The sequence below is a fragment of the Faecalibacterium prausnitzii genome (genome assembly GCF_003287405.1).
Lineage (GTDB): Bacteria > Bacillota > Clostridia > Oscillospirales > Ruminococcaceae > Faecalibacterium > Faecalibacterium intestinale.
Genome location: NZ_PRLD01000007.1, coordinates 15,458 through 41,873, shown reverse-complemented (window position 1 = coordinate 41,873; position 26,416 = coordinate 15,458). Strand labels below are relative to the sequence as shown.

Genomic DNA, 26,416 nt, shown 5'->3' with positions numbered 1-26,416 from the left:
TCAGGAGGTACAGCTATGAGAAACGAAAAAATCACCCCACTGTACGAGCGCCTGAGCCGGGACGATGAGTTACAGGGCGAGAGCAATTCCATATCCAACCAAAAACAGATGTTGGAGGATTTTGCTCGCCGGAACGGGCTGCCAAATCCTACGCATTTTACAGATGACGGTATCTCAGGCACCCGGTTTGACCGCCCCGGATTTTTGGCGATGATGGAGGAAGTGGAGGCAGGGCGTGTAGAGGCAATCGTCATCAAGGACATGAGCCGGTTAGGACGCGACTATCTGAAGGTCGGTCAGGTTATGGAGGTTTTGCGGCAGCGTGGTGTTCGTCTGATTGCCATCAACGACGGTGTAGACAGTCTGAAAGGTGATGACGATTTTACCCCGTTCCGCAACATCATGAATGAATTTTACGCCCGTGATACCAGCCGGAAAATCCGCTCTGTGTTTAAGTCAAAAGGCATGAGTGGTAAGCACCTGACAGGCACCGTGATTTACGGCTACTTATGGGACGAAAAGCGGGAGCATTGGCTGGTAGATGAAGAAGCCGCCGAAGTGGTACGCCGTATCTTTTCCCTCACGCTGGAGGGATATGGGCCTTATCAGATTGCTTGCAAACTATCCACAGACCGGATTGAAATTCCTGTCGTACACCTTGCCCGCTTCAACGAGGGTGTGAACCGTTCAAAGCCGGTCAAAGACCCCTATGGATGGGGATCATCTACCATCGTGAACATTTTGAAAAAACGAGAGTATTTAGGGCATACCATCAATTTCAAGACCCGCAAACACTTTAAGGACAAGAAAAGCCACTATGTTTCTGAGGACGAATGGACGATCTTTGAGAATACCCATGAAGCCATTATCGACCAGCAGACCTTTGATATGGTGCAGAAAATCCGCAGCAATGTACGGCGTTATCCAAACGGCTGGGGCGAAGCGGCTCCCCTCACAGGTTTGCTCTATTGTGCCGATTGTGGCGGCAAGATGTATGTCCACCGCACCAACAATGGCAAGCGGATTTCTCAATATACCTGTTCCAATTATACCAAAGTTCCGTGTGGGACACTATGCCCTACACAACACCGTATCAATGAGAGTGCTATCCTGACATTGGTTTCTGACACGCTCCGGGCTATCGCTGAATATTCCAAAAATGACCGGACGGAATTTATTCACGCCGTTCAGGAAACGCAGGTTGCCCAACAGAGTGCCGATATAGCGAAAAAGCGCAGGCGTCTGGCCGCTGCTCAAAAGAGATCCGGAGAACTGGAAAAACTGATTTGCAAAATCTATGAGGACAACGCCCTCGGCAAGCTGCCGGATGCACGATATAGGGCACTTGATGCACAGTATGCCAAAGAGCAGGACGCACTTGAGATTGAAATTGCGGAGCTGGAAAAGGCTGTTACCGGCTACGAGCAAAGCCAGAAATCAGCGGAGAAATTTATAGCCTTGATTGATAAGTACGAGAATTTTGACACTCTGACAAACACCATGCTCAACGAGTTTGTAGAGAAAATCCTTGTCCACGAACGCGCCCGAAAAGGCACCCAGGACACCACGCAGGAAATTGAAATCCACTTCAATTTTTTAGGACGCTATATCCCGCCATCCTTACAGCCGGTTCCTTTAACTCCAGAGGAACAGGAAGAATTGCGGAAAAAAGAAGAACGCAAGGACAGGCTCCATCAGAACTATTTGAAGCGGAAAGCCAGCGGTGCACAGAAACGGTATGAGGACAAAATCAAGGCGAAGAAAAAAGCGGAAATGGACGCTAAGAAAGCCCTGATCCGGGCTGAGGATATGAAAAAAGGTGTTTTTTCTACTATCGGTCAGCTACCAAAAGAAGAACCGCGCAAAGGCAGCATAGCAGCCAGCGCAGCAGTCTAATCATCACGAAGCAAAGGAGAATGAATATGAGTAAGTTGACTTACATTCGTTGTGGAGATTATGATATACCCAACCTAAAACTTTCTGAACAGCCGGAAACTTCTATCGGCAAGTACGGCAGAATGCGAAAATCCTACCTAAAGGAACATCGCCCCATTCTCTACAACCATCTGCTGATGAGCGAGAAGCTGTATCCACACCTGTTAGAGATTGAGCGGACAGCACAGGGGCGTGTGGAAACCATGTTGCCTCACATGATGGAGACTGCGGGTGTCACGGAAGAACTGAAAGCCTGTGACCCTATGCGTTGGGTGGGGCTGATGAACACATTAACGGCACAGATTGAGGAAATTTTAATCAGGGAACTGATTTGCAGCTGAATGGGAGGTGCGGGAAATGCTGACCTTTGAAAAGATTTTGAAAGTGTTTCAGGCATATCTGGATGATGATCCACTGTATGAGGTGGTTCAGACCAGCCACGGTTATACATTGATGGCATGGGAACCCCACCGGAATGACTGGTACAGCGCTGAAATACAGAAAACCCCGGAGGATTTACGGAACGCTTTGTTGGGTACATACGCCAACTTTCTGGAAGATAAGATTACTGGAAATGACCGTGACCTAACTGTGACAGAAACTGGAGAAATTCAGCAGAGATGCCGGGAACTTTTGGAAAAATGCTGGGAAACTTGATATAGAAACGCCAGAAGGAGGCCGCGATTATGCGTCCTCCTTCTGCTTCGCAGTCTGTTCCATTTTGAGCGCCCCGTCTATGGCACCTTCAATAATCGTCAGGTATTGTTCAGGACAGAGCTTCAGCTTGTGGCTGACCCGCTGCCGCTGATCGCTTTCTTCCCGCATGATCTCCGGGTTAAAATATCGCTCTACGGGAAGTCCGCAGACCTTAATCAACTGGATCATCACAGGCAAGCTCGGAATCGCACCTTGATTCTCAATGTTGGCAAGATACCGCCATTCAATCCCAACCATTTCTGCCAATGTTTTTCGTGCAAGACGCTTTGCCTCTCGTGCGGCTTTGACATCTGCACCAAAGGTTTCAAAACCGGGACAATCTTCAACTTTCGCCATATAACATCACCCAGTTACATTGTATAATTCATACTTTGCCCGTGGAATGTTGCTATATGCAGGTTGGTTGAAGTTTATAATTCATATATTACATCTTATATTTTTCAAGAACAGGAATTACAATAGAATGGAAATAAAAAAAGTAAAAGAAATAATTCTAAAGTTAAATCCTTTTGGGTTATTCAGTTGTATATTAAGTGTAAGGCGTTTTACACATGGAAGGCGGTGACAAGGTATCGAAGATTTCATACTAATAAAAAAAATCCAGTCGGGTGACACAGATGCATTTGAGATAATTGTCCGAAAATATTATCAGTCAATTTATCTATTTTGTTGTCGGCGATTGAACGGCGATCCAGATACCGCCGTAGATATTACACAAGATGTTTTCTTGAAATTGTTGGAGAATATTCAATCAGTACGAAAGATAGGGAAATTTCAAAACTACCTGCTAACGATTGCTGTTAATACCTGTAACAATTATACTAAGAAAGCAAAACCCCTGTATATGGATTTAGAAACTCTTGAAGATATAGAAGATACTGATAATGCCTTTGAAAAAATTGAGCTTAACGAACTTAAAGCGCAAGTTCAATATGCAATCAACACATTACCGGACTATCAAAAAGAGGTCATCATTTTACGATTTTATTATGATTTGAAAATCCGAGAGATTGCAACCATTACAAAAGCGAGTGTTTCTACTGTAAAATCTAGGCTCCAACAGGGGATTAAAAAACTGGAACGATATTTGGCTGATTTTAGAGGAGGCGATAATGTATGACCCAAAAACAAAATGGTGTATTAGAATGGTTGCAGAGTTGTGAAACGCCTGCTCCATCTGAACCTAAAATTGAAGCAGTAATCGTAGCTGGAAAAAGTTACATGAATAGTTCTGAATTCAATAAAAATTCAATGCGAGATATTATATTGAACCAACTTCAATTTCTGCCGCTTTCTTTCTGGATTATTCAAATAATACTCACTATATGTGCAGTATTATTAGCATGTATCCTGGGCCAATGGAGGGTTCCATTTTATTATCCATTGACAATCCTTGCAGTTATGGTTCCATTCCTTGCGTTATTAGGTGCAATAGAAATATCTAAAAGCAACATCTATGGTATGTGGGAAATTGAACAGTCTAGTAGAACAACGCTGGTAAAAATTATAGCAGGTCGTATGCTGATTATTGGAGTAATCAACCTTTTCCTAATAACAGTCATTTTAATTTCAATGGCATATATTTACCAGAAATCAATGATTGAAATGGTGTTGTATGGTTTGATTCCGTTTAATATTTCTTGCACTTGTTATCTTTTTATATGTGCGAAAAGCAGGACAAACGATAGCTTGTATCATTTAATTGCTTGTATGATTTTTCTTTCTGGAACATTTTCTCTTGTACTTCATCAGCGATTTATTTTTGAAGCGTCTATGTTCTGGGGATGGATTGGATTTTATGTGTTATCCATTATCCTATTAGGGAAAACACTTCAACTGTACTTGAAAAAAGAAAAAATGATTGGAGAATTGATATGGAACTTACAATAAATGATCTTTCAAAAGAATATGGAAGAAAAAAAGCTGTAAATCATTTCAGCGCAAAATTAACAAATGGTGTTTATGGTCTACTCGGGGCAAATGGTGCGGGCAAGACAACTTTGATGCGAATGATTTGCGATGTCCAAACTGAAACGAAAGGAGCAATTTTTTTTAACGGGAAAAACATTCATGATTTGGGCGAGAAATATCGTAATATCTTAGGCTACCTGCCACAAAATTTTGGCTATTATCCTAACTTTACAGCGTATAAATTTTTGATGTATATCTCTGCAATAAAGGGGCTGCCGCCTAAAAAAGCCCATAATCGCACAATGGAGCTGTTGCAGGTTGTTGATCTGCTCACACAGAAAAACGAAAAAATCAAAACTTTTTCCGGCGGTATGAAACAACGCTTGGGAATTGCTCAAGCATTACTAAACGATCCCCGTATTTTGATTTTGGATGAACCTACAGCTGGACTTGACCCGAAAGAGCGGGTGCGGTTTAGGAATCTGATTAGTTCTTTGGCAGAAAATAAAATTGTAATTTTGTCCACTCACATTGTTTCTGATGTTGAATATATCGCAAATGAGATTCTGATTATGAAAAATGGCGAGTTAATTCAACATGGTTCTCCAGAAGAAATTTTGAAGCCGATTGAAAAATGTGTTTGGGAATGTGATGTATCTCGAAAAGAGGCCGAAGAATTAGAATTGAACTATGTAACAGCAAATCTGAAACATAATAATGGTGCAGAACGGCTGAGGATTATTTCTCAAGAAGCACCATGCAGAACCGCTTGGAATGTTGATCCAACATTGGAAGATTTGTATTTATACTATTTTGCGGAGGTATCCGAGCATGAATGAAATGATAAAAGCAGAACGAAATAAAATATGTTCGAGAAAGCAAACACGAATGTTGTTTTTAGCTGGTGTGGTTCTTATCGTTGCCTATTTTTTCTTTTTTCAATTTAATTATCAAAATGTTTTCTATGATTATGACCTTGAAAAAATGGCATTAGCAAGCGGTTTTACAGCCATTGAACAACGGAAGGAAGTAGCAGAAATATTTGAAGGAAAACTCTCTCAAAATACATTACTTACTATGCAAGAAAAAATCGACCAAGCAAAACAAGCAACTGTTGGACAAGATGAAAATTCTGCTTTTTCTGCTGTTCATGTTTATCGTGACCAAGCGGCGATTCTGGAATATTTGACAAATTCTGATGGTAGTTTTAAGTCACTCGAAACAGCATATCCAAATAGTCCAACTGTGACTTTAGGATATTGCGATGGCTGGGATAAGCTATTATCTGGAATGGGGAGCATCTTGTCCATAATGATATGTTTAATTGTTGTAATCACTCTATCTCCTGTTTTCTCAGAAGAGTATGCACTTCATACAGATAGCATTATTTATTCGGCTCGGTATGGCCGAACCAAACTCACAACTTCAAAAATTATAGCGGCCTTGGAAGTTGTAATTGGCACATACCTCTTGTATTTACTGCTAAATTTAGTTCTGTATGGCTGTACCTATGGGTTACAGGGGTGGAATGTAAGCATTCAATCTTCATTACATTATGCTTCTTCAATATATAATTTGACCTTTTTGCAAATGTTCTTTATCTCTGTAATATTGAATATTTTGGGGATTGTAGCCTTGACAACTATTACATTGTTTTTAAGTGCTCAAATGAGTTCTCCTGTTACAGCGCTTATTACTTCTTGCGTCATCTGCTTCTTGCCAGTTGTGTTTGATTTTAATGATAGCCTTCCTGTTTTACAAAAAATGCAGGAAATTTGCCCGATTTTTATGCTTCATGCAAACGGTATATTTTCTGATATGAAAACATATTTCGGTATGAGCCAGCCGGTCTTTATGATCATCCTTAATGTTGGATTGATATTCGTATTTTATAGACTAACAAAAAATATATCAAAGAAACATCAAGTTACGGGGTAATTTTGATGAAAGAGACAAGTTGGGTTAGTTGTCCTATATGCCATAATAAAACCCGAATAAAAATACGAATTGACACGGAATTAAGGAATTTCCCCTTGTTCTGTCCAAAATGTAAACAGGAAACGCTCATTCATGTAAAGCAACTGAATATATCCGTTATTAGAGAGCCAGACGCATAGACGCAGAGCCGATAACACGCAGGCTAACATGACTGCTGTTATCGGCTTTTCATATTCTTTTAAACCTGCCCCGCCTAATGGGGAAAGAAAAAAACCGTAGCTGGGCAGGTTGATTTTGTGCGCTTACTCTAGATACCCTGGCGGCGGTTTTGAGAAATCAGAGCCGCCGTTTCTTTTCGTCTACCCTAAACCAACGACGACCTAACACCGTGTAAATCCACGGCGGCACATAGGAGGATTGCCGCCGTGTCTATTTTTGCCTTTTTTCACAGTCCCCATGACCTGCACCAGCTAAAAAAAGCCTGTTCCCAGCAGCGGAGCAATGCGGTCAGAAGTATGCACTATACCATGTAACTAAACAGCAAAATATACTCTATTACGCTCGTATGGCTTTATGCCGTCCGGGCGCTTTTTTGTCCCTGTGGAGCCGTAACATCGGGCCAGCATGGCCCGAACTTTATCCCCGGTGCCGTTCTCCGCCGCCCCATTCAGATTTTCCCGAAAAAATCTGAATGGAGGAAAGGCAGATGGAAGTTACCATCAATTATAACGGACAAGCTGTGGCCGTGGAGGTCACGCTGGAAGTCTATGAATTTCTTGACCGGGCCGATCACAAAACGGAGAACCTGTTCCATGAACAGCGGCGGCATTGGGATGGCCGGGAGTTTGACGAGTACATCATTACCACCGAAGGCGTAGGAGCCTACGGAGAAACGCCGGAAGAATATCTTTGCCACATGGAAACGCTGCATGAGCTGATGGCTGTTCTGGACACCTGTACTGAGGCCCAGCGCCGCCGGTTCCTGCTCTATGCGCTTGAGGGACTGAGCCTTGCAGAGATTGGTGTGCTGTGCGGCTGCTCCAAAGTGGCTGTGTATCAAAGTGTGGAGGCGGTCAGAAAAAAATTTATAAATTTCTTTGAGAACAGGCTTAACGAATGACCTGTTTTCTGGCTACCAAGTGAAAGGGATCATTTCCCTTATCTCAGCGAGGGGCGGACAGCGGACGAGCTGTCATCCTCTCCGATTTTCAGGAGGTAAGCCTATGAAAACAATCAATCTGCGGTGGATGTATCCCCACTACCGGCATGACGAGTTTGTGGATGTTACGGACGAGGTATGGGCAGCGATGTATCAGGCCAAGCGGGAGATGGAGAACTATGAGCGTCGGAAAGTCTACCACCGCGCCTACTACTCTCTGGACGCATACAGCTGGCTGGAAAATTACGCGCTGGAACACAGCAGATCGCCGGAAGATATTTTGCTGGAACGAGAAGAAATGACCACCCGCCTGCACCTGATTGCAGCTCTGCCGGTGGCTCTGGCTCATGCCACTCCGACACAGGCCCGCCGTGTTCACGCCTACTACATTGCCGGTATCAAGCAGCCGGAAATCTCCCGGAGAGAGGGCGTCCACAGCAGCAAGGTCAGCGTTGCCATCCGCCGGGGGCTGCGGAATATGCGCCGCTGCTATGATGACCTTTTTCAAACAGAGTGAGGGCGTGCCTATGCAGACCATCAATCTCAAACAATATTATCCATTTTGCAAAGAGGACATTTTTGTGGAGGTGTCCGATGAGATCGTCGAAGCGTTTCTTCTGGACAAGAGAGCCGAGGCCGCCAGAGATCGCAAGATGTTCCGGTATAAGGCGTTTTATTCCCTCGATTGTAACGATGGAATCGAAAATGCCGCCATCGGCTGGGCGCAGCCATCGCCGGAGGACTACCTGATAGAAAAAGAAGAATTAGCCGAATACGAAGAATTGATACGGCGATTGTACGAAGCCATTTCTTCCCTGCCGCCTATGCAGGCTCGCCGTGTCCATGCCCGCTATATGCTGGGTATGAAAGTGAAAGATATTGCCGCAATGGAGGGTATCACGCCATCACAGGCGGGAAAATCCATCCATGCCGCACTGCGGAGGCTGCGCCGGTACTTTGCTCGACAGAAATGGACGGTCAATCTATGAGTATTTCCAAAGAAAAGAGGTGCCTGACATGAACGAAAAAATTACAGCCCACCATCAAAAAGAAGAACGGGAGAAAGTCCTGAAGGAGATTCGGCAGCTTGAAAACCGAAAGAAGATTTTGGAGAACAAGCAGTGGAACGAAGAACGCAGGGTTCGCACCCGCCGCCTGATTGAGCGCGGAGCCGTTTTGGAGGGGATTTTCCCGTTGGCTCCTGACCTTTCCGGCGCAGAGGTCAAAGCATTTCTGATTACCCTGTCCCATCTTCCGGGGGCTGCGGAATTGACTGCAAACCTGCCAAAATCCGGGGACACGCCATAAGTCCCTTGTTTACAAGGGCGCACTTATACACCGTTGCCGGTGCTGTGCGCCCTGCCGGGGGCATTGCGTACTTCGTCCGCGATGGGGCGCTACACTCCCCAAACCCCTTGTGCGCCCCGCGCAGCCAAACACCCGCTTCGCGTTTGTTCGGCTCCACGGAGCCTGAAATATCCCCGCCGAAAGGAGGTGCCACCCATAGATTTCTGTCATATCCCCGTCAGTATTATCAAGCGCAGCGCAGGCCGTTCTGCTGTTGCCGCAGCTGCTTACCGCAGCGGAACCAAGCTGACAAATGAATGGGACGGCATGACCCACGACTACACCCGGAAAGGCGGCATTGTTCATGCGGAGATCATGCTGCCTGCCCACGCGCCGCCGGAATTTGCAGACCGATCTATCCTCTGGAACAGCGTGGAGCAAATCGAGAAAGCAAGGGACAGCCAGCTTGCCCGCGAGATTGAAGCAGCCCTGCCCCGTGAACTGTCCGGCGAAGAGCAGCTTGCCCTTGTGCGTGCCTATGTGAAGGACAACTTTGTAGACAAAGGAATGTGCGCCGACTTTGCTATCCATGACAAGGGAACCGGCAACCCTCATGTCCATATCATGCTGACGCTCCGGCCTCTGAAAGAAAATGGACAGTGGGGCGCAAAGTGCCGCAAGGCATACGACCTGGACGAAAACGGCCAGCGTATCCCGGACGGGAAAGGCGGCTGGAAGAACCACCGGGAGGACACCACCGACTGGAACGACAAAGGAAATGTGGAGATTTGGCGGGCGGCATGGGCGGCCTGCACCAACCGGGCATTGGAGGCCGCCGGTCATCCCGCCCTGGTAGACCACCGCAGCTACAAGCGGCAGGGCATTGATAAGATTCCCTCTGTCCATCTGGGGCCAGCCGCCAGCCAAATGGAAAAGCGCGGCATCCGCACCGACAAGGGTGAAGTAAACCGGCAGATCGCCGCCGACAACAAGCTGCTGAAAGAAATCAAAGCCCGCATTACCCGTCTTTATCTCTGGTCGAAAGACGAAGCGGAAAAACCACAAACGCAGCAAAGCAGCTTGACCGCCTTGTGGGAAGCCCAGCAGCAGTTGAACGCTCCCCGCACCCGCACCGGCAAAATCCGGGCTTTGCAGGAAAGCGCTGCACTATTCAGCTTTTTACAGGCAAACGGCATCCAGTCTATGCAGCAGCTTCATGAAAAAATCGCTGATATGAACAGCCGTTACTATGACCTGCGGGGAAAGATCGTCAAGGCCGAGCGCCGGATCACTACCCTTACCGAGCGCGGGGAGATGTGGAAACAGTACAACCAGTACAAGTCCATCCACAAGCAGTTTGCCAAAGTAAAGCCGGAAAAACGGGAACAGTTTGAACAGCGCCACAGCCGGGAACTGATTCTGTATGACGCAGCGGCCCGGTATCTGAAAGAACTGAAAGACAGCGGCGAGGCAATCACCCCAAAGGCATGGCAGCTGGAAATTGACCAGCTGGCCGCTGGAAAGCAGACGGACACGCTTGCCATGAAAGCCATGCGGGAGGATTTGAAAGCAGTGGAACGGCTCCGCAAAACCGCCGAGCAGTTGTCCCGACAGGAACTGGACAAACCTCACGACCGGGAACCGGAGCGGTAAGGGCTACCGCGTTTTGGCGTACTCCTTTTAGGTGCGTCGCGTTTCACGACACCCTTTTGCACACAGAAAAACCGCCGTACAGGTTTCCCCATACGGCGGCAGTCGGTTTATTTGCCGAACAAGTCGCTGTGTGTGCCGGTGCGGGCCAGCGTCAGCACCAGAACATCATCTTCTATGCGGTAGACAAGCAGCCAGTCCGGGAGAATATGACATTCCCGATGGCCTGCCCAATCGCCGGACAGGTCATGGTCACGGTTCTTATCCGGCAGCGGTTCGCCCATCGCCAGCAACGCTACGACCTGCTCCAGCAGCTCGATCTTCAAGCCACGCTTGATGGCTCGTTTGTAGTCTTTTTTGAAACTGGTCGTGTACTTGACGGTATATTTGGTTTCTTTCATCTTTTCAGGTCAGCAAACAACTCGTCAAGGTCATTGTAGCCCTTTACAGACGGGTCTTTTGCAATCCTTTCCGCTTCCAGCATGGCAGCAACCGTTTCTTTGTTCGGCTGTTCCAGCCTTACTTCAAAGGGAATGCCGCCTTCACGAAGCGACTGGCGCACAAAGATGTTAAACGCCGTAGTCAGGTTCATGCCAAGTTCAGTAAACAGTGCGTCCGCCTGCGCTTTCAAATCTGCGTCCATGCGGATACTGATGTTTGTGGTATTTCCAGCCATACGATCAACCCCTTTCTGCTGGCAATTATAGTATATGCCATTTGCACGAAGAAAACAATACTTTGCACGAATATTTAATAATAAATTCATTTGAGGAGGTTGCCGGCTTTATGAAAGAAATCATTTATGAAGAACAATAAGTCTGAACCTATCCCCGTCATGGATTACCGCCAGTACCGCAGAGTGCGGAGGCTGGTGCATGAGTGCTGTAACTACATCGACGGAAACTGTATCGCCCTGGACGATGGGGAAGAATGTGTCTGTGTCCAGTCTATTTCCTACTCCCTGTTGTGCAGGTGGTTTCGGGCGGCGGTATTGCCGCAGGATAAGGAACTGGAAACGGCACTGTTCCACCGGCTGAATGCGAAGAAATGCTCCGTATGCGGGGCGCTGTTTACCCCCGGTTCCAACCGAGCCAAATACTGCCCGGAATGTGCCGCACGCATGAAGCGGATCAACGCCGCAAAGCGCAAGCGGAAACAACGGGAGAAATGTCACGCTTTAGGGGCTGAAAAACCCTTGTAAATCAAGGCTTTTTTCGGGGGTGTCAAAGGCAGTCTGATAGATTTATCCTCTGCCCCCTAAAATAGCCTTAAAATGCGTACAGAATCCCAAGAGAAACCCCAAGGAGGAACCCTATGTCAGACAACCGAAAATATTATTACCTGAAACTCAAAGAAAACTATTTTGACGATGATTCCATCGTGCTGCTGGAAAGTATGCAGGACGGTGTGCTGTATTCCAACATTCTGCTCAAGCTGTATCTGAAATCGCTGAAACATGGCGGGCGGCTCCAGCTTGACGAGGACATCCCCTACACGGCGCAGATGATCGCCACCATCACCCGCCAGCAGATCGGCACTGTGGAGAGAGCCTTGCAGATCTTTTTGAAGCTGGGCCTTGTGGAAGTGCTGGACAGCGGCACATTCTACATGAGCAACATCGAACTTTTAATCGGCCAGTCCTCCACCGAGGCTGAGCGAAAGCGGGCTGCGAGGCTCCAAAACAAGGCTCTTTCTGCGCCCCGGACAAACGGCGGACATTTGTCCGACATTCGTCCACCAGAGATAGAGATAGAGTTAGAGAAAGAGATAGAGATAAAGAGAGAGATAGAGAAGGGATGCTCCGCCCGCGCCTATGGCCGTTACCAGAATGTTTTCCTGACGGACGAGGAACTGGCAGACTTGCAGGCCAGTTTTCCCACTGTATGGGGCCAGTACATCGAAAAGCTGTCCGAATACATGGCCTCTACCGGTAAGCGGTATCAGAGCCATGCCGCCACCATCCGGCGCTGGGCCGGTGAGGACGCGAAAAAGGCGGCCCCGCCCACCCGCAACCGTGATTACAGCGTAAAGGAGGATGAAACCGTATGATGGAGATTACCGCAGAAATCCGGGCGCTGATCGACAAGGCAGCCGTCGGTATGGAACTGGCCGGGGACGAGTACATAGACCCGGCAGACGGGCTCATTCACTGTAAGAAATGCGGCGGCCAGAGGCAGACCGTTGTGCCATGCTTCGGGAAATCCGGCTACTTTATGCCGCGCTGCATCTGCCAGTGCCAGCGGGAGGCTGAGGAGCAGCGCAAGGCTGCTGAAGAACGGCAGCGCCGCATGGAGCGTATCAAACGCCGAAAGGCACAGGGCTTGCAAGACCGTTATCTGTATGACTACACCTTTGCCAACGACAACGGCAAAAACCCATTGATGGACAAGGCCCGCGCCTATGTGGAGAACTGGAAAGAGGCATATAAGAGCAATATCGGGCTTTTGCTGTTTGGAGATGTGGGAACCGGCAAGTCTTTTTTCGCCGGATGTATTGCAAATGCTTTGCTTGACCAGGATGTGCCGGTGCTGATGACGAACTTTCCCACCATTCTGAACCGCCTGACCGGGATGTTTTCCGAGGACAGGTCGGAGTTTATTGCCAGCTTTGACGAGTATGACCTGCTTATCATTGACGATCTGGGAGTAGAGCGCAGTACCGAATATGCTATGGAGCAGATGTTTTTCGTCATTGACAGCCGCTACCGCAGCCGCAGGCCCATGATCATCACCACCAACCTGAAGCTGGCCGAACTCAAAAACCCGCCTGACCTGGCCCACGCTCGTATCTATGACCGTATTCTGGAACGGTGTGCGCCGATTCTCTTTGACGGGAAGAATTTCCGGGAAGAAAATGCCGGTGCTACCCGACAGGCAGCAAAAGACATTGTAAACAGTAAGCACGACTGATTTTTTACCGGGCGGCACAGACCCGTTCGGAGAAAGGAGCGCCATGAACAAAGAACCCCGTACTATGCAGGTGGCAGACGCCGCTACTGCGTCCAGAGCGCCGGAAAACACGCCGACGATGGTAAAGAAAATCGGAAAGACAACCTACAAGGTTCATGTCCATTTCAGCAATACCAGCACAGAAACCATGAGCGATAAAATCAAGCGTATGCTCAAAAATGAAATTCAGCAAATGTGACAGACTGATAAACGAAGCCGCCTTGTGCTAAACTGATGATGGTACGCACCAAAATTTTTGTCAAGGAGGACACGAAAATGCTTTACACAGAAAAAGAGAAGCATGAAATTGAACGAGTAAAGGAGGTCTTTGCGGAACATCTGCGGCAAAGCCCTGATTTTGAACTGCTCTGGTCGGACAAGGTAGGCTATGTCTGGCTGACGATTGGCGTCAATCCAGTCTATGTGGATACCGGTATCAGAATCGAATCAGCCGCCGATCTTTGCAGCAGGTGTTTGGATGATGTTGCTACGGATGTTTTGTATATGACGGGCAACGATCACGCGCTGGAAGCAGCCGATCCGCTGGAATTGGCCGAAATCAAGCGGCGCTGGGAGCCATATATCAACCAGCTGCCAGACTATGCGTATCTCTGCAAAGACCTGCTGAACAGAAAAATGTAATCTATCAAACGAGGTGTCAGGAGCCATATAGCGCTTCTGGCACCTTTTTTGTAGATTTTTTGTGAATTTGATTAAAAAGTCCTTGACAATTTGTCTCTGGAAAGACCGCAAAATCCATCCTCATTTCCTGTGGTGCCAGATTAGCCCCCTTCGACATCCAAGAGTTGCGTGACCTCACTATGTACGATGAGCTGCAACTGGACACGCTGGGCGATAAGAAAACGGCGCTGTTCCTCATTATGTCGGACACGGATTCCACCTTTAATTTCCTCATCAGCATGGTCTACACCCAGCTTTTCAACCTCCTGTGCGATAAAGCAGACGATGTGTACGGCGGCAAGCTGCCCATCCATGTGCGGTGCCTGATCGACGAGTGCGCCAACATCGGGCAGATTCCCAATCTGGAAAAGCTGGTGGCGACCATTCGCAGCCGTGAAATCTCTGCCTGCCTTGTTTTACAGGCAAGAAGCCAGTTGAAAGCCATCTACAAGGACAACGCAGATACCATTGTGGGCAACATGGACAGTCAAATTTTTCTCGGCGGCTCCGAACCCACGACCCTGAAAGACCTTTCGGAGATGCTAGGCAAGGAGACCATTGACGCATTCAACACCTCAGACACCCGTGGCAATAGCCCCAGTTACGGCACTACGTTCCAAAAGATGGGGCACGAGTTATTGAGCCGGGATGAGCTGGCGGTGCTGGACGGCGGCAAGTGTATTTTGCAGCTGCGAGGTGTGCGCCCCTTTCTTTCGGACAAGTACGACCTGACCCAGCACCCCAACTACAAGCTGACCTCGGACTATGACCCCAAAAACACCTTCGATATTGAAAAATATCTGAACCGAAAAGAAAAAATCCACCCCGGTGATGAGTTCATCGTGGTGGATGCCGATTCGCTCCCGTCTGCCTGACCCGGTAGGCGGTTTTATTTTATCCTGACCAGAGAGGTACACCAGCAAGCCTACTCCCGCCGCAGTTTGCGGCTTCATTATGCAGCTTCAGGTGTGTACGGATGGTCTACAACTTTCATTTATAAAGGAGAAACGACTATGGAATTCTTTAACTCTGCTATCGAAGTTCTTCAGACTCTGGTTGTCGCTCTGGGTGCCGGTCTCGGCGTATGGGGTGTGGTCAATCTGCTGGAGGGCTACGGCTCGGATAACCCGGGCTCCAATGCTCATGTACGGCAGAGAAGCACAAAGCAAAACAAGGATAGCCAGCCCTGCCACTATTCCGAAGTCAGGGGAACGCAATAGAAAAATTCATAGCTGTATGCTATACTTAATTAGCATTTGAACATATCAAGCTGACACAGCAATCTCTTTGCTTGCCGTTAATGCGCGTCTACCAATAGTCCGCAGAAAGCAAGAGTATCGTAAAGGTATAAAAATTTCAAACTTCTTTGTAACGAAATTCCGATTTCTCCGTCTAACCTATGAAGCTGAAGGAGGTGATGACAAGTATGGACTATGAAAAGCTCTATAAAGCCTACTATTTACAGGTATACTCGTATACTATTTCTCTTGCCAAAAATCGTGAGATAGCAGAGGAAATCACGCAGAACACATTCTATAAGGCTGTTTCTACAACATCACAATTCAAAGGTAAGTCAGATGAATTGACATGGCTCTGCTCCATAGCAAAAAATCTTTACCATGATGAAATGCGAAGCCGTCAGCGAGTAGCTGATGTGAGTGAAATCAATGACTTGCCATCAAATGAAAATGTTGAGAACTCAGTTGCAGATTCTGACATGGCGTTCCGCATACACCTCGTTCTTCACCGTTTGGAAGAACCATACAAAGAAGTCTTTCAGCTTCGCGTATTCGGGGAACTATCTTTTTCACAAATCGCTGCAATTTTTGGAAAAACAGAATCATGGGCGAGAGTTACTTATCATCGTGCAAAGCTAAAAATTCAAGAAAGGATGGATGAAAAGCATGAGTAAACAATGCGATATTGTTCGAGATATTCTTCCGCTGTATGTTGACGGTGCTTGCAGCGAAGCAAGCGCAGAGATGGTAAAAGAGCATTTGAACGCCTGTGCTGACTGTAACGCAATTTATCAGAAATTGCTTTCTCACACGAACGAAGATGTTCTTCACGAAGAAAGCGAAAGCGTTATTATGCGCCATGAGGCAAAAGAAAAGCAGAGAGGCAAAAAAAAGATAACGATTGCTGTTCTCGTTTCCATCGCTCTTTGTATCATTGCAATTTTTGCAGCTCTCTTTCTGTTACCTATAAACATTGCTTATGAGCCTGTCAAAATCGACTTCCCATTTGAGGTTGAAGATGTCGAAAGCGTTGAAATGTACCACTATGACGAAGTGCCTGCATCAGCAGAAAAGAAAGTAGTTGTTGCTGAAAATGATATAAAGACCCTGTATGATAAGTTCAAGGGCTTATCCTTAAAAGACAAAACAACTGAGGAAACTGCCGGAGCAGCTGTGACCAGCTTTAGATTTAACCTCTCAGATGGAACAAGCTACGATTTGATTTACGCCTGCTATGGAGTTAAAAACGGCGAATTGAAGTCAGCAGCAGGCGGTTTTAAGTATTTCACAAGTGCGGATATCGGCTCTTATTGGAACAATTTGAATACGGAACTTGAAGCAATTCCTATCAATGAGAGTGAATTGCCGTGAGCAGATAGCAAACCCAGCCGAGCCTGTCAACGGTCAAGATGAACGGCGGAAATGCGCCGCTGTTGACAGCCCCGCCCGTCTTTGCTGTTCGGTAATCAAGAGGGCGACAGCACAAGATGCTGCCGCCCTCTGCCATTATTCAGAAAGGGGGATTTTCCATGACCGAACACGAAAAGTATCAAGAACATATCCGGCATACACACGATGCCTTTTGCAAGACTGTTATTCGCCACGCTGCCATAGACGCAGCCCGGAGCATACGGAGCCGCCGCAAGCGGGAAATCTCGCTTGAATATCTGATAGAAGAAAAACACTATCCATTCAGTACCACAGATAAATACTTTGCGGAGCAATCCGGCATGACCAGCTATCCGCTTTTCGTCTGTGGTCAGATGGTGCTTTTGGAAAGTCCAGAGCTTGCCGCAGCCCTGTCCGCACTATCACAGATGGAACAGGAAATCATTTTCTTGTACTACTTCCAACGATTGACGCATAGGGAGATTGGACGGAGATATGGACGGGCTGGCAACACAACCGGGCGGCGTATTCAGATGATTTTACGGCGGTTACGGGCAGAGTTGGAGGGTTTGTCCTATGAGCCAGCTACTTCCCTATGAGACAATCGTTAAGGCAAGCGAGGGCGACCCGGAAGCTGTTGCCGCCGTCCTATCCCATTATGCGGGATATGTCCGCTCTTGTGCGAAAATGGACGGACAGATTAACACGGATATGCAGGAGCATATCGTCAGGCAACTGATAGAAAGCCTGTTGAAGTTCCGCTTTGACCGCTAAACAGAAAAGTTGTATAATTAGAGCCTGACAAATTAAACTTCAATGAGGGTAGAGCAAATGGAACAGATTATCAATTATAGAGACATACCCACAGATAAAAGGATTGACATATTAAATGCTCTTGAGCGAATAGGTTTTTTTCCGGCATACGGCGGCGTGAGAACAATGCAGCAAATTATGGAAAAGTCAGTTCCAGGTTCAGGCCCACAATTCTATTTCGTTTTCCGTGAAAATGAGTTGATAGGGTACAATTTTCTCATTGGGGACACTAAGAAATATAAAGCGTTCCCATGGCTTGCTATTAGCAATATGGATGAGCAGAAGTTGACTGTTTGTGAAGAACTGATGAAAATACAAATTGCCTTTTTTGAAGAACTCGGAATGCAAAAGATAGCAGATCATTGCGTTAGGATTATGGAAGATTACAGAAAAGGAATTGGAAAGCGGAAAGAAAGCGATTGCAGATAAATTCCATTTGAAAAACGGCTGACAATTTAATACCGCCGCCCATCACAGCGGCAGATAAGCAGTAAATCTTGAAAAGGTTTACTGCTTTTTTTGCGCCCATTTTCAAAAATCTTTGGCAAACCACACCGCCGGATTGTTGTAGGGAGCAGACAGGGAAAATAAAAAAATTTTCGCTGCGTTTGCCAAAACGCCCCCTTTTCACCGTTGTAGTGGTGAACAGCGGGCAGAACACGCCGCCGCAATCGCTATATTGGTGGAGCAAGCCAGTATATCCGCAAACCAGAGCCGCCGAGGAAAGCGGTAGTTTTTTAGAGCAAGATTCTACCACGGTGCCAAAATCCGCATATCTGCGGTTTTGCCCCTTTGGTAAATCTTGTTGGGGAGTGCCTTCCCCAAACCCTGCTCATGCGCCCTGTCGGGCGAGAAAGGAGGTCAACGCTTGAAGAAAAAATACAACACGCCCCACCGCAGCCATGTGGTCAAAACCCGCATGACCGAGGAAGAATACGCCGACTTCACCGAGCGGCTGAAACACTATGACATGAGCCAAGCCGAATTTATCCGGCAAGCCATTACACGGGCGACCATTCGCCCCATCGTTACCGTTTCCCCGGTCAATGATGAACTGCTGTCTGCCGTTGGCAGGCTGACCGCCGAATACGGAAAAATCGGCGGCAACCTCAATCAGATTGCCCGCGCCCTCAACGAGTACGGCACACCATGCAACGCCCTGTCCGTTGAAGTCCGCGCCGCCATTTCTGACCTTGCTGCCTTGAAGTTTGAAGTCTTGCGAAAGGTAGGTGACGCTGTTGGCAACATTCAAACATATCAGCTCTAAAAATGCGGACTATGGCGCAGCCGAACAGTACCTCACCTTTGAACATGACGAGTTTACCATGAAGCCCACCCTTGATGAAAACGGGCGGCTTATTCTCCGGGAGGACTACCGAATAGCCACGCTGAACTGCGGTGAGGAAGATTTTGCCGTTGCGTGTATGCGCTCCAATCTCCGCTACGGCAAAAATCAAAAGCGGGAAGATGTGAAAAGCCACCACTATATCATTTCCTTTGACCCACGGGACGGCTCGGACAACGGCTTGACCGTAGACCGGGCGCAGGCATTGGGCGAGAAATTCTGTGCCGAGCATTTTCCCGGACACCAAGCCATTGTCTGCACCCACCCGGACGGACACAACCACAGCGGCAATATCCATGTGCATATCGTTATCAATTCTCTGCGGATAGCCGAAGTTCCATTCTTGCCCTATATGGACAGACCGGCAGACACCCGCGCCGGGTGCAAACACCGCTGCACAGACGCGGCGATGGAATACTTCAAAGCCGAAGTCATGGAGCTGTGCCACCGGGAAAATCTCTATCAAATCGACCTTTTGCATGGCAGCAAAAACCGCATTACCGAGCATGAGTATTGGGCGCAGCGGAAAGGGCAGGCAAAGCTGGACAAGGAAGCTGCCGCCTTGCCAGCCGAGGAGCAGCCAGCCAAGCCCACGAAGTTTGAAACAGACAAGGAAAAATTGCGGCAGGCCATACGCACCGCGCTGTCCTCTGCCGCAAGCTATGGCGAGTTCGCCGCCGTTCTCTTGCAACAGGGCGTGACTGTCAAGGAGAGCCGAGGGCGGCTATCCTACCTCACGCCGGACAGGACAAAGCCCATTACCGCCCGCAAGCTGGGAGATGATTTTGACCGCACTGCCGTTCTTGCCCTTTTGGAACAGAACGCCCACAGAGCCGCCGAGCAGACCGCAACCGTACCCGAATACCCCCGCAACATAAGGGAGCGTTTGCAGGGCAAAAAAGCTGTCCAAACCACCCCGGAAAAGGACGGTATTCAGCGCATGGTTGACCGGGCAGCGAAGCGAGCGGAGGGAAAGGGCGCGGGCTATGACCGCTGGGCGGCAGTCCACAATCTGAAACAAATGGCGGCTACCGTTGCCGCCTACGGGCAGTACGGCTATTCGCCGGAGGAGCTGGACGCAGCCCTTGTATCCGCCAATGCGGATTTACAGGACAGCACCGCCAAGCTGAAAGCCCTGGACGCTGCTATCCGGGAGAAAAAGGAACTTCAGACACAGGTGCTTGCCTATGCCAAGACCAAGCCTGCCCGTGACGGTCTGAAAGCGCAGAAAACGGAAAAAGCCCGCAGCGCCTACCGGGAACGGCACGAAAGCGATTTTATCATAGCGGACGCAGCCACCCGTTATTTTCGGGCGCATGGCGTTTCCAAGCTGCCAAGCCATAAAGCCCTGCAAGCGGAAATCGAGCAGCTTACCGCCGAAAAGAACGCCCATTACAACGAATACCGGGAGAAAAAAGCCCGTGTCAAGGAGCTGCATACCGTGAAAAGCAATCTTTCTCAAATCCTGCAAGGCGAGAAAGACAGAGAGAAAAAGCACGAACATGAGCGTTAAAAACCGCCCCGAAACGATACCAAAACGGGGATATGCCCTGCACCCTATCCGCAATACTGCCCACCTTTGAAACGGGGCGCACAGCGCAGGAAATCCCCGAAAATGACACCGAGAAACTACATTTTTACCGACCTATCCGCTTATACCAGCGGAAACGGCAGAAAGGAGCGAGAAATGCCACGCATGAGCAAAAAGCGGCGGTTGGAATGGAGCTTTTTCCTCAACCACCGAAACCGTATTACCTACAATGACCTTTGCCGGGGCTGCACACACGGCTGCAAGCAGAGCTTCCGGGCGATTATCGTCCTCTGCCCCCGGTATTTCTCTAAGAGATGGAAACACAGGGAGGACACCGCCAATGGCAGATAACCGCAAATATTACTACCTCAAACTGAAAGAAAACTTCTTCGACAGCGATTCCATTGTGCTGTTGGAGGACATGAAAGACGGGATTTTGTATTCCAATATCCTCTTGAAGCTGTACTTAAAATCGCTGAAAAATGGCGGCAGATTGCAGCTTGACGAGCATATCCCCTATACCGCCCAGATGATAGCCACGCTGACCCGTCACCAAATCGGGACGGTGGAACGGGCATTAGCCATCTTCCAGCAGTTAGGGCTTGTGGAGCAGCTTGACTGCGGGCTGCTTTATATGACCGACATCGAGCTGATGATCGGTCAATCCTCTACCGAAGCGGAACGGAAACGCGCCGCAAGGCTTGAAAATAAGGCACTTTTGCCGCCGCGGACAAATGGCGGACATTTGTCCAACATTCGTCCACCAGAGATAGAGATAAAGAAAGAGATAGATATAGAGTTAGAAAAAGAGGGAGAGTTAAAGAGACAAGCCCTCGCCCGCAGCTATGGCAGATATGAGAATGTATTTCTGACTGATACGGAGCTTTCCGAACTGCAAGCGGAGCTGCCCGAAAAATGGGCGTACTACATTGAGCGGCTTTCCGGCTATATCGCGTCCACGGGCAAGAAATATAAAAACCACGCCGCCACTATCCGCAGATGGGCGGCAGACGATACCGCAAAGGCTGCCCCGAAAAAGGGCATACCCGAATACACCTGCAAGGAGGGCGAGAGCTTATGAGTAATCTGTTTACAGAACGAGTTTTGAATATGGCGGCTGTTACCCCACAGCCGGAGGACTACACGGGCGAGGACGGACTGCTTTACTGCGGCAAGTGTCACACTCCGAAAGAAGCCTACTTCCCGGAAAAGCAAGCCGCCCTGTTTGGGCGTGACCGCCACCCGGCAGAATGTGACTGCCAGAAAGCCCAGCGTTTGGAGCGTGAAGCCGCCGAACAGCGCAGAAAGCACCTTGACACCGTGGAGGACTTGAAACGCCGGGGATTTACCAATCCTACCATGCAGGAATGGACTTTCGCCAACGACAACAGGAAATGCCCGCAAATGGAGATTGCACACTTCTATGTGGAGCATTGGGAAATCATGCGCGAGGAAAATATCGGCTATCTGCTATGGGGCAAGGTCGGCACAGGAAAGAGCTATTTTGCCGGGTGTATCGCTAATGCCCTCATGGAGCAGGAAGTCGCTGTCCGCATGACGAACTTCTCTGCGATTTTGAATGACCTGACCGCCAGCTTTGAGGGGCGCAACGAGTATATCGAGCGTCTTTGCCGTTTTTCTCTGCTTATCATTGATGATTTTGGAATGGAGCGCGGCACAGAGTACGGTTTAGAACAGGTCTACAATGTGATTGACAGCCGCTACCGCAGCCGCAAGCCCTTAATCGTTACCACCAATCTGACATTGGACAGCCTGCAAAATCCGCTGGACACCGCCCATGCCCGGATTTATGACCGCCTTTTGGAAATGTGCGCCCCTATCCTCTTTACGGGAGAAAACTTCCGCCGTGAAACGGCGCAAGCCAAGCTGAACAGACTAAAAGAATTGATGAAATGAAAGGAGTTGCCTATGGCAGAGAACAAGCAGAATACCACCCCGGAACGCCGCCCGGACTGTGTGACAGAGATCCGCATGGGCAACACCGTCCTTGTCGTTTCCGGCTTTTTCAAAAAAGATACCACCGACACCGCAGCCGATAAGATGATGAAAGTGCTGGAGGCGGAAGCAGCCGCAGGACACAAAGCCCAGCTTTCGCCCTAACGCTACAAGCCGCACAGAAAAATCGTCATTTTACCGGGCGGTAAAGAAGCAGAAGCCGCTATACAGACAGCCGCCCCATGTGGTATAATCGAAATACGGAATAGTGGGGCTGGCTGTCGGAAACGGAGGATTTTATGTTAAGACAGACCACCCAGAAAATCACTGCCCTTTATCCAAGACTATCCCATGAGGACGAGCTGCAAGGCGAAAGCAATTCCATTTCCAACCAAGAGTTAATATGTAAAGGGTGGTTTCTGCCACCTAATACATATGACTGCGGCTCATTTGTGGTGAATGGAACAGCAGTTGTAGGAAAGGAGTAAAAACACCTTATAACCGCTGGAAATCAACACAAAAAGGAGCTGATTCATATGAAATCTCTATTTGAGGAAATGGGCGGCACTTACCGTCAGGAGGGCGATTACCTCATCCCGAACCTTGCGCTGCCGGACGAACCGGAATACCAGATTGGCAAGTATGGGCGTATGCGCCGCAGCTATCTGAAAGAACATCGTCCTGTTCTCTACGCAAACCTGCTCACAAGCGGAACGCTGCATCGGCACCTTGCCGAGATCGACCAAGCCTGCAACGAGCGCATGGCAATCATCGTATCTGCAATAGCGAAGCAGGAAGGCGTAACAGAAGCACTCAAAGCTGCCGATCAAATGGAATGGGTGCGCCGCATGAACAGCATCCGCAGCCGCGCAGAGGAAATTGTCCTGACCGAACTTGTATATGAATGATGAACGCCCGTTATTGGCCGCATGGCCGATAACGGGCGTTTCTGCGTTTTAGTTCTTTTGCTCCGTGCTGGCTACCAGCCGGTCAAAGTCGCTCTGATACAGCCGATCCTGAATGACACGGTACTGCTCAAACTCGCTTTCGGCAAAGGCTTTTGCAATGGCAGCGGTGACTTTTCCCTTATTTTGCAGAATCTCTGCATCGTTGAATTGCAGAAAAGCATCCAGCTTGGAGGCCCAATCTGCCATGGTCATAGGGATATGCCGTCTGGCCTGCCGGGTGGCGTAGTCCAGATACATGGTGACGATTTCGTTCAGTTCCTGCATTTCATCCATGGATAAGTAATTTTTTGCAACGGACACATCTGCCTTGACAATCTTGCCGTCAGGAGCATTCTTCCATGAGGTCAGTCCCATGTGTTCCTTGGTGTGATCGGCTCGTGCCATAATGACCTCTGCCGCTGTGCCGCCATGGACGGCATAGTGCATCTTATTCTGAACTGTGGCAAAGAAATCCTTTGTGGTCTGGCTATCGAGAGAGTAGTCCACAGCGGTGGCGTAAATGTCCGTGATTTTCTGGTAAAAGCGCCGTTCGCTGGCCCGAATCTCCTGAATCTCGGAAATCAGGTGATCGAAGTAGTCCTCATCAAAAATCTGCCCATTGATGAGCCTGCTCTTATCCAGCACATACCCCTGCTTGGTGAAGGTGTCCAGCACCTTGGTTGCCCACTGACGGAACTGCGTGGCTCTGCCGGAATTGATCCGATAGCCTACGGCTATGATGGCGGGCAGAGAGTAGAACTTATAGTGATAGGTTTTTCCGTTATCCGCAACTTGTGCAAAATTTGCACAAGTTGCATCTTCGGACAATTCACCGCTTTCATATACATTTTTCAGATGCTTTGTCACAACGCTCCGGTCTACATCAAAAAGCTGTGCAATGGCCTTTTGGGTCAGCCAAACGTCGTGATCCTGTACCCGTACCTCAATGCCATCCTCATGGGCATCTTTCGTGAACACAAGGAAATCCACTGTGCTGTTGCGGATTTGCAGTTTATCCTTCTTGGCGTCTGCCATGTCGTTTCACCTCAATCTTCTTCGCTGGTTTTCTTTCCCCGGCTCTTATAGACATTATACTGATTCTTGCACCGGGGGCTGCAAAATGCGGAATTGGAGCGGCTGCTCAGGAATACCTTCTGGCAGTGCTTGCACAGCCGCAGGGGTTTCTCTCCGTCCACCAGCAGGAAGCTGAACATCATCTGGATGCCCAGCAGCAGCGAATGGAAGTCCCAATAGATGGTCGGCTTGTCCAGCAGCTCAATATGATAGCTGGGCGCAATGCCGCCGAAGGCAGCCATGCCCTTGCGGTAAAGATTTCTTGTATCCTCGTCAATGCTGTCGTAGTCGTTATAGTACAAAACAGAGGTGGTCAGCGTGAACGCCCAATCCTTGAACTGCTGTGCTACCCAGTCATAGGCTTCCGCATACTCCCGCTGGAAGCTCATGGTTTTCGCCATAGGTTCGTCCGCAAAGGTCATGGTCAGCGCCACCATTGTTCGGTCGCCGGACACGCTCCAACTGGATTCAACGCCTTGTTTCACCACATCCAGCTGGTCAAAGGGATAGAACAGTGCCAGATAGTCTTCGGTTTCCATGGATTCTGCCTTGATGAAATGGTTTTTCGGCAGATAGACTGCCTCATAATCCATAAAGGACGGCGTAGTGGGTAGCGCCGTCATCAGACCCAGCAGGCCGTAATGGGTTACAAACTCTAAGATAGCCTTCTGCACCTCGTCCTCTGGCTGCCGGTTCATCATCAGCATACCCACATTCAGTGCATCCAGCACGATTCCCGACGCTTCCTTCAAGGGATTATAGATGTCAGGCTTGGCATTCTTCCCCGGCGTGATGTACCGCTTGCCGTCTGCGGCGGTTTTCAGTTCATAGCGGTCATACCGCACCCAATGGGAGCGGGACTGCTCAAAGAGATTCTTCATGGTGCTGTTCCTCTCAACTCGTAATCCAACTATATATTAACTATATTACTATTGTATCAACCGTCCTTGTCATCGTCAAGGGCGGCTTTCATTTTTCTCGGTTTGGTTTTGTTTTCCCGGCGGATCACGGCATCCTTGCCCATGGTTTGCAGCAGTGCTTCATATTCCTCCACGAACTCGCGTTCCCGCAGAGTAATGCTGTAGTCCTTTTCCAGCTTTTCGCTCAGATGCTCATACATCCGCCTTTGCAGCTTTTTCTGAATGGTCATCCGCAGCTTTCGGATGTTTCGGTCGGACTGCCCGCGGAGGGTGGCAAGCCGTGTGGTGCTGTATTGCTTAACGAACAGGTAATACAGCACCTCCTTCTGCTCATCACTGAGTGTGAAAAAGAGCTTGGAGAGAAAACGGTTGGAAGTCAGCTGGTGCAGCTCGTAGGGACAGGAGAAGATGATGTCGAGAAAATTTCCCTGACAAAGCTGGCGGAACCTCGGCAGATTCATCCAGAGGGGAGCGATCTTTGGATCAGGTACAGCCTGAAACTCCAACGGCACGTCTCCACGCAGGTTTTCGTGGTCACGTTCCCGGCGCTCCCGGTTTCTGTCCAGCTTGTTCCACTCGTCTACTACAGTTAGAAAATCTGATTCCGTCCGGGCTGCTTCCTCCAGCCGCCGCAGAGCCTCTGCGCGAATTTCCCGCTTGAGCCGTTTCTCACTGGTGGGCGCGGCTTCTTCCTCCTCGTCCTCCAGCTCGGCGGCATAGTTTCTGGGATGCTCATCCTGCTCCAGCTCGCTCTCCAGCTCCAGCGTGCGTTCCTCTGCAAGCGCTTCCTCCAGTGTCTCATCCACCGGCGCAGTGTCAGACGAATCCTCCCAATCGGCAAAGCCGTCCGCATCCATTTCAAGGCCGGTTTCCTCTATTTGCTCCTCGGCATCTTCTTCCTCATCGGAAAAATCATCTTCCCACAGCAGTTCATCCTCCCATGGTTCCACGACAGCTTCACCTCCCCGAAAAAATAT

37 protein-coding genes and 2 pseudogenes are annotated in these 26,416 nt (G+C 48.8%); 33 read left to right on the top strand and 6 right to left on the bottom strand.

Annotated elements, in window-relative coordinates:
• The first annotated feature begins 15 nt into the window (after nt 1–15).
• From C4N24_RS08300 to C4N24_RS08290, 3 genes are read left to right on the top strand one after another with little or no spacing between them, the layout of a single operon-like run.
• On the top strand, nt 16–1,896 hold the full coding sequence (locus tag C4N24_RS08300) for a recombinase family protein (RefSeq protein ID WP_112091025.1): 1,881 nt from the start codon (nt 16–18) through the stop codon (nt 1,894–1,896).
• 26 nt (nt 1,897–1,922) lie between these two features.
• Nucleotides 1,923–2,276, top strand: coding sequence for a TnpV protein (locus C4N24_RS08295; RefSeq protein WP_112091024.1), 354 nt, complete (start codon nt 1,923–1,925; stop codon nt 2,274–2,276).
• Nucleotides 2,277–2,292: 16 nt separating this feature from the next.
• The gene (locus C4N24_RS08290; protein ID WP_112091023.1) at nt 2,293–2,592 is read left to right on the top strand and encodes a hypothetical protein; all 300 of its coding nucleotides are present in this window, start codon (nt 2,293–2,295) and stop codon (nt 2,590–2,592) included.
• A 27-nt stretch (nt 2,593–2,619) separates the two neighbouring features.
• Here C4N24_RS08290 and C4N24_RS08285 read toward each other — a convergent pair whose 3' ends face one another.
• Nucleotides 2,620–2,988 (bottom strand): helix-turn-helix transcriptional regulator, encoded by a 369-nt coding sequence (locus tag C4N24_RS08285; RefSeq protein ID WP_112091022.1) that lies wholly within the window; start codon nt 2,986–2,988, stop codon nt 2,620–2,622.
• Between the two features lie 235 nt (nt 2,989–3,223).
• Here C4N24_RS08285 and C4N24_RS08275 point away from each other — a divergent pair, with 235 nt between their 5' ends.
• The 10 genes from C4N24_RS08275 to mobQ all read left to right on the top strand — a co-directional run bounded on the left by C4N24_RS08275 (nt 3,224) and on the right by mobQ (nt 10,600).
• Complete coding sequence (locus C4N24_RS08275) at nt 3,224–3,772, top strand: RNA polymerase sigma factor (protein ID WP_112091020.1); 549 nt, start codon at nt 3,224–3,226, stop codon at nt 3,770–3,772.
• Nucleotides 3,769–4,542 carry a hypothetical protein gene (locus tag C4N24_RS08270; RefSeq protein ID WP_112091019.1) on the top strand — a complete coding sequence of 258 codons (774 nt, stop codon included), beginning with the start codon at nt 3,769–3,771 and terminating at the stop codon, nt 4,540–4,542. Before C4N24_RS08275 ends, C4N24_RS08270 begins: the two co-directional genes overlap by 4 nt.
• On the top strand, nt 4,527–5,402 hold the full coding sequence (locus C4N24_RS08265) for an ABC transporter ATP-binding protein (protein WP_112091018.1): 876 nt from the start codon (nt 4,527–4,529) through the stop codon (nt 5,400–5,402). The genes C4N24_RS08270 and C4N24_RS08265 overlap by 16 nt, the downstream gene beginning before the upstream one ends.
• Nucleotides 5,395–6,501, top strand: coding sequence for a hypothetical protein (locus C4N24_RS08260; RefSeq protein ID WP_112091017.1), 1,107 nt, complete (start codon nt 5,395–5,397; stop codon nt 6,499–6,501). The genes C4N24_RS08265 and C4N24_RS08260 overlap by 8 nt, the downstream gene beginning before the upstream one ends.
• Before the next feature lie 5 nt (nt 6,502–6,506).
• On the top strand, nt 6,507–6,680 hold the full coding sequence (locus tag C4N24_RS08255) for a cysteine-rich KTR domain-containing protein (RefSeq protein ID WP_081026450.1): 174 nt from the start codon (nt 6,507–6,509) through the stop codon (nt 6,678–6,680).
• Nucleotides 6,681–7,207: 527 nt separating this feature from the next.
• Nucleotides 7,208–7,621: an RNA polymerase sigma factor gene (locus tag C4N24_RS08250; RefSeq protein WP_112091016.1), complete on the top strand. Its 414-nt coding sequence runs from the start codon at nt 7,208–7,210 to the stop codon at nt 7,619–7,621.
• A 103-nt stretch (nt 7,622–7,724) separates the two neighbouring features.
• Nucleotides 7,725–8,177 carry an RNA polymerase subunit sigma-24 gene (locus C4N24_RS08245; protein ID WP_112091015.1) on the top strand — a complete coding sequence of 151 codons (453 nt, stop codon included), beginning with the start codon at nt 7,725–7,727 and terminating at the stop codon, nt 8,175–8,177.
• A 10-nt stretch (nt 8,178–8,187) separates the two neighbouring features.
• The gene (locus tag C4N24_RS08240; RefSeq protein WP_009296689.1) at nt 8,188–8,649 is read left to right on the top strand and encodes an RNA polymerase sigma factor; all 462 of its coding nucleotides are present in this window, start codon (nt 8,188–8,190) and stop codon (nt 8,647–8,649) included.
• A gap of 28 nt (nt 8,650–8,677) precedes the next feature.
• Complete coding sequence (locus C4N24_RS08235) at nt 8,678–8,968, top strand: DUF3847 domain-containing protein (RefSeq protein ID WP_112091014.1); 291 nt, start codon at nt 8,678–8,680, stop codon at nt 8,966–8,968.
• 186 nt (nt 8,969–9,154) lie between these two features.
• Nucleotides 9,155–10,600: a MobQ family relaxase gene (gene mobQ, locus C4N24_RS08230; RefSeq protein WP_112091013.1), complete on the top strand. Its 1,446-nt coding sequence runs from the start codon at nt 9,155–9,157 to the stop codon at nt 10,598–10,600.
• A 107-nt stretch (nt 10,601–10,707) separates the two neighbouring features.
• Here mobQ and C4N24_RS08225 read toward each other — a convergent pair whose 3' ends face one another.
• Together C4N24_RS08225 and C4N24_RS08220 are read right to left on the bottom strand one after the other, a co-directional pair.
• On the bottom strand, nt 10,708–10,998 hold the full coding sequence (locus C4N24_RS08225) for a type II toxin-antitoxin system YafQ family toxin (protein WP_002596328.1): 291 nt from the start codon (nt 10,996–10,998) through the stop codon (nt 10,708–10,710).
• Nucleotides 10,995–11,273: a type II toxin-antitoxin system RelB/DinJ family antitoxin gene (locus tag C4N24_RS08220; RefSeq protein ID WP_005924829.1), complete on the bottom strand. Its 279-nt coding sequence runs from the start codon at nt 11,271–11,273 to the stop codon at nt 10,995–10,997. Before C4N24_RS08220 ends, C4N24_RS08225 begins: the two co-directional genes overlap by 4 nt.
• Before the next feature lie 126 nt (nt 11,274–11,399).
• On the opposite strand from C4N24_RS08220, the gene C4N24_RS08215 reads away from it, so the two are divergent.
• The 20 genes and pseudogenes from C4N24_RS08215 (at nt 11,400) to C4N24_RS08115 (ending at nt 23,406) form a co-directional block, all read left to right on the top strand.
• Nucleotides 11,400–11,798, top strand: a complete 399-nt coding sequence (locus tag C4N24_RS08215) for a cysteine-rich VLP domain-containing protein (RefSeq protein ID WP_055153539.1) — start codon at nt 11,400–11,402, stop codon at nt 11,796–11,798.
• A gap of 113 nt (nt 11,799–11,911) precedes the next feature.
• Nucleotides 11,912–12,646, top strand: coding sequence for a phage replisome organizer N-terminal domain-containing protein (locus tag C4N24_RS08210; protein ID WP_112091012.1), 735 nt, complete (start codon nt 11,912–11,914; stop codon nt 12,644–12,646).
• A complete protein-coding gene (locus C4N24_RS08205) occupies nt 12,643–13,506 on the top strand; it encodes an ATP-binding protein (RefSeq protein ID WP_112091011.1) in 864 nt (287 codons plus the stop codon). The genes C4N24_RS08210 and C4N24_RS08205 overlap by 4 nt, the downstream gene beginning before the upstream one ends.
• 64 nt (nt 13,507–13,570) lie before the next feature.
• Entirely contained in the window at nt 13,571–13,744 is a 174-nt protein-coding gene (locus tag C4N24_RS08200) for a transposon-encoded TnpW family protein (protein ID WP_431733127.1), read from the top strand.
• Between the two features lie 77 nt (nt 13,745–13,821).
• On the top strand, nt 13,822–14,187 hold the full coding sequence (locus C4N24_RS08195; protein WP_097784680.1) for a hypothetical protein: 366 nt from the start codon (nt 13,822–13,824) through the stop codon (nt 14,185–14,187).
• 86 nt (nt 14,188–14,273) lie between these two features.
• Nucleotides 14,274–15,101: pseudogene (locus C4N24_RS08190) on the top strand (VirD4-like conjugal transfer protein, CD1115 family); the annotation flags it as partial.
• 138 nt (nt 15,102–15,239) lie between these two features.
• Nucleotides 15,240–15,446 (top strand): Maff2 family mobile element protein, encoded by a 207-nt coding sequence (locus C4N24_RS15650; protein WP_242983219.1) that lies wholly within the window; start codon nt 15,240–15,242, stop codon nt 15,444–15,446.
• A 179-nt stretch (nt 15,447–15,625) separates the two neighbouring features.
• A complete protein-coding gene (locus C4N24_RS08180; protein WP_003533443.1) occupies nt 15,626–16,138 on the top strand; it encodes an RNA polymerase sigma factor in 513 nt (170 codons plus the stop codon).
• Nucleotides 16,131–16,835, top strand: a complete 705-nt coding sequence (locus tag C4N24_RS08175) for a zf-HC2 domain-containing protein (protein WP_006573567.1) — start codon at nt 16,131–16,133, stop codon at nt 16,833–16,835. The genes C4N24_RS08180 and C4N24_RS08175 overlap by 8 nt, the downstream gene beginning before the upstream one ends.
• Before the next feature lie 158 nt (nt 16,836–16,993).
• The gene (locus C4N24_RS08170) at nt 16,994–17,452 is read left to right on the top strand and encodes an RNA polymerase sigma factor (RefSeq protein WP_023921375.1); all 459 of its coding nucleotides are present in this window, start codon (nt 16,994–16,996) and stop codon (nt 17,450–17,452) included.
• Nucleotides 17,430–17,627, top strand: a complete 198-nt coding sequence (locus C4N24_RS08165; RefSeq protein WP_005921293.1) for a helix-turn-helix domain-containing protein — start codon at nt 17,430–17,432, stop codon at nt 17,625–17,627. The genes C4N24_RS08170 and C4N24_RS08165 overlap by 23 nt, the downstream gene beginning before the upstream one ends.
• Nucleotides 17,628–17,669: 42 nt before the next feature.
• Nucleotides 17,670–18,095 (top strand): hypothetical protein, encoded by a 426-nt coding sequence (locus C4N24_RS08160; RefSeq protein WP_005921288.1) that lies wholly within the window; start codon nt 17,670–17,672, stop codon nt 18,093–18,095.
• 439 nt (nt 18,096–18,534) lie between these two features.
• On the top strand, nt 18,535–18,933 hold the full coding sequence (locus C4N24_RS08150) for a plasmid mobilization protein (protein ID WP_174235870.1): 399 nt from the start codon (nt 18,535–18,537) through the stop codon (nt 18,931–18,933).
• Nucleotides 18,905–20,524 (top strand): relaxase/mobilization nuclease domain-containing protein, encoded by a 1,620-nt coding sequence (locus C4N24_RS08145; RefSeq protein ID WP_174235869.1) that lies wholly within the window; start codon nt 18,905–18,907, stop codon nt 20,522–20,524. Before C4N24_RS08150 ends, C4N24_RS08145 begins: the two co-directional genes overlap by 29 nt.
• Before the next feature lie 174 nt (nt 20,525–20,698).
• Entirely contained in the window at nt 20,699–20,893 is a 195-nt protein-coding gene (locus C4N24_RS15645) for a hypothetical protein (protein ID WP_006573562.1), read from the top strand.
• Nucleotides 20,883–21,623, top strand: a complete 741-nt coding sequence (locus C4N24_RS08135; RefSeq protein WP_112091008.1) for a phage replisome organizer N-terminal domain-containing protein — start codon at nt 20,883–20,885, stop codon at nt 21,621–21,623. Before C4N24_RS15645 ends, C4N24_RS08135 begins: the two co-directional genes overlap by 11 nt.
• A complete protein-coding gene (locus tag C4N24_RS08130) occupies nt 21,620–22,459 on the top strand; it encodes an ATP-binding protein (RefSeq protein ID WP_112091007.1) in 840 nt (279 codons plus the stop codon). The genes C4N24_RS08135 and C4N24_RS08130 overlap by 4 nt, the downstream gene beginning before the upstream one ends.
• A 12-nt stretch (nt 22,460–22,471) precedes the next feature.
• Complete coding sequence (locus C4N24_RS08125; protein ID WP_005946147.1) at nt 22,472–22,663, top strand: transposon-encoded TnpW family protein; 192 nt, start codon at nt 22,472–22,474, stop codon at nt 22,661–22,663.
• A 134-nt stretch (nt 22,664–22,797) separates the two neighbouring features.
• A pseudogene (locus C4N24_RS15855) lies at nt 22,798–22,902 on the top strand (recombinase family protein); the annotation flags it as partial.
• A gap of 132 nt (nt 22,903–23,034) precedes the next feature.
• Nucleotides 23,035–23,406, top strand: a complete 372-nt coding sequence (locus tag C4N24_RS08115) for a TnpV protein (protein WP_112091005.1) — start codon at nt 23,035–23,037, stop codon at nt 23,404–23,406.
• 48 nt (nt 23,407–23,454) lie between these two features.
• Here the strand turns inward: C4N24_RS08115 and C4N24_RS08110 are convergent, their stop codons facing one another.
• Genes C4N24_RS08110 through C4N24_RS08100 form a run of 3 tightly spaced genes read right to left on the bottom strand, consistent with a single transcriptional unit; the run spans nt 23,455 to nt 26,389 of the window.
• A complete protein-coding gene (locus tag C4N24_RS08110) occupies nt 23,455–24,480 on the bottom strand; it encodes a virulence RhuM family protein (protein ID WP_112091004.1) in 1,026 nt (341 codons plus the stop codon).
• Between the two features lie 11 nt (nt 24,481–24,491).
• Entirely contained in the window at nt 24,492–25,400 is a 909-nt protein-coding gene (locus C4N24_RS08105; RefSeq protein WP_112091003.1) for a hypothetical protein, read from the bottom strand.
• A 56-nt stretch (nt 25,401–25,456) separates the two neighbouring features.
• Nucleotides 25,457–26,389 carry a sigma-70 family RNA polymerase sigma factor gene (locus tag C4N24_RS08100; protein ID WP_112091002.1) on the bottom strand — a complete coding sequence of 311 codons (933 nt, stop codon included), beginning with the start codon at nt 26,387–26,389 and terminating at the stop codon, nt 25,457–25,459.
• Between the last annotated feature and the right edge of the window lie 27 nt (nt 26,390–26,416).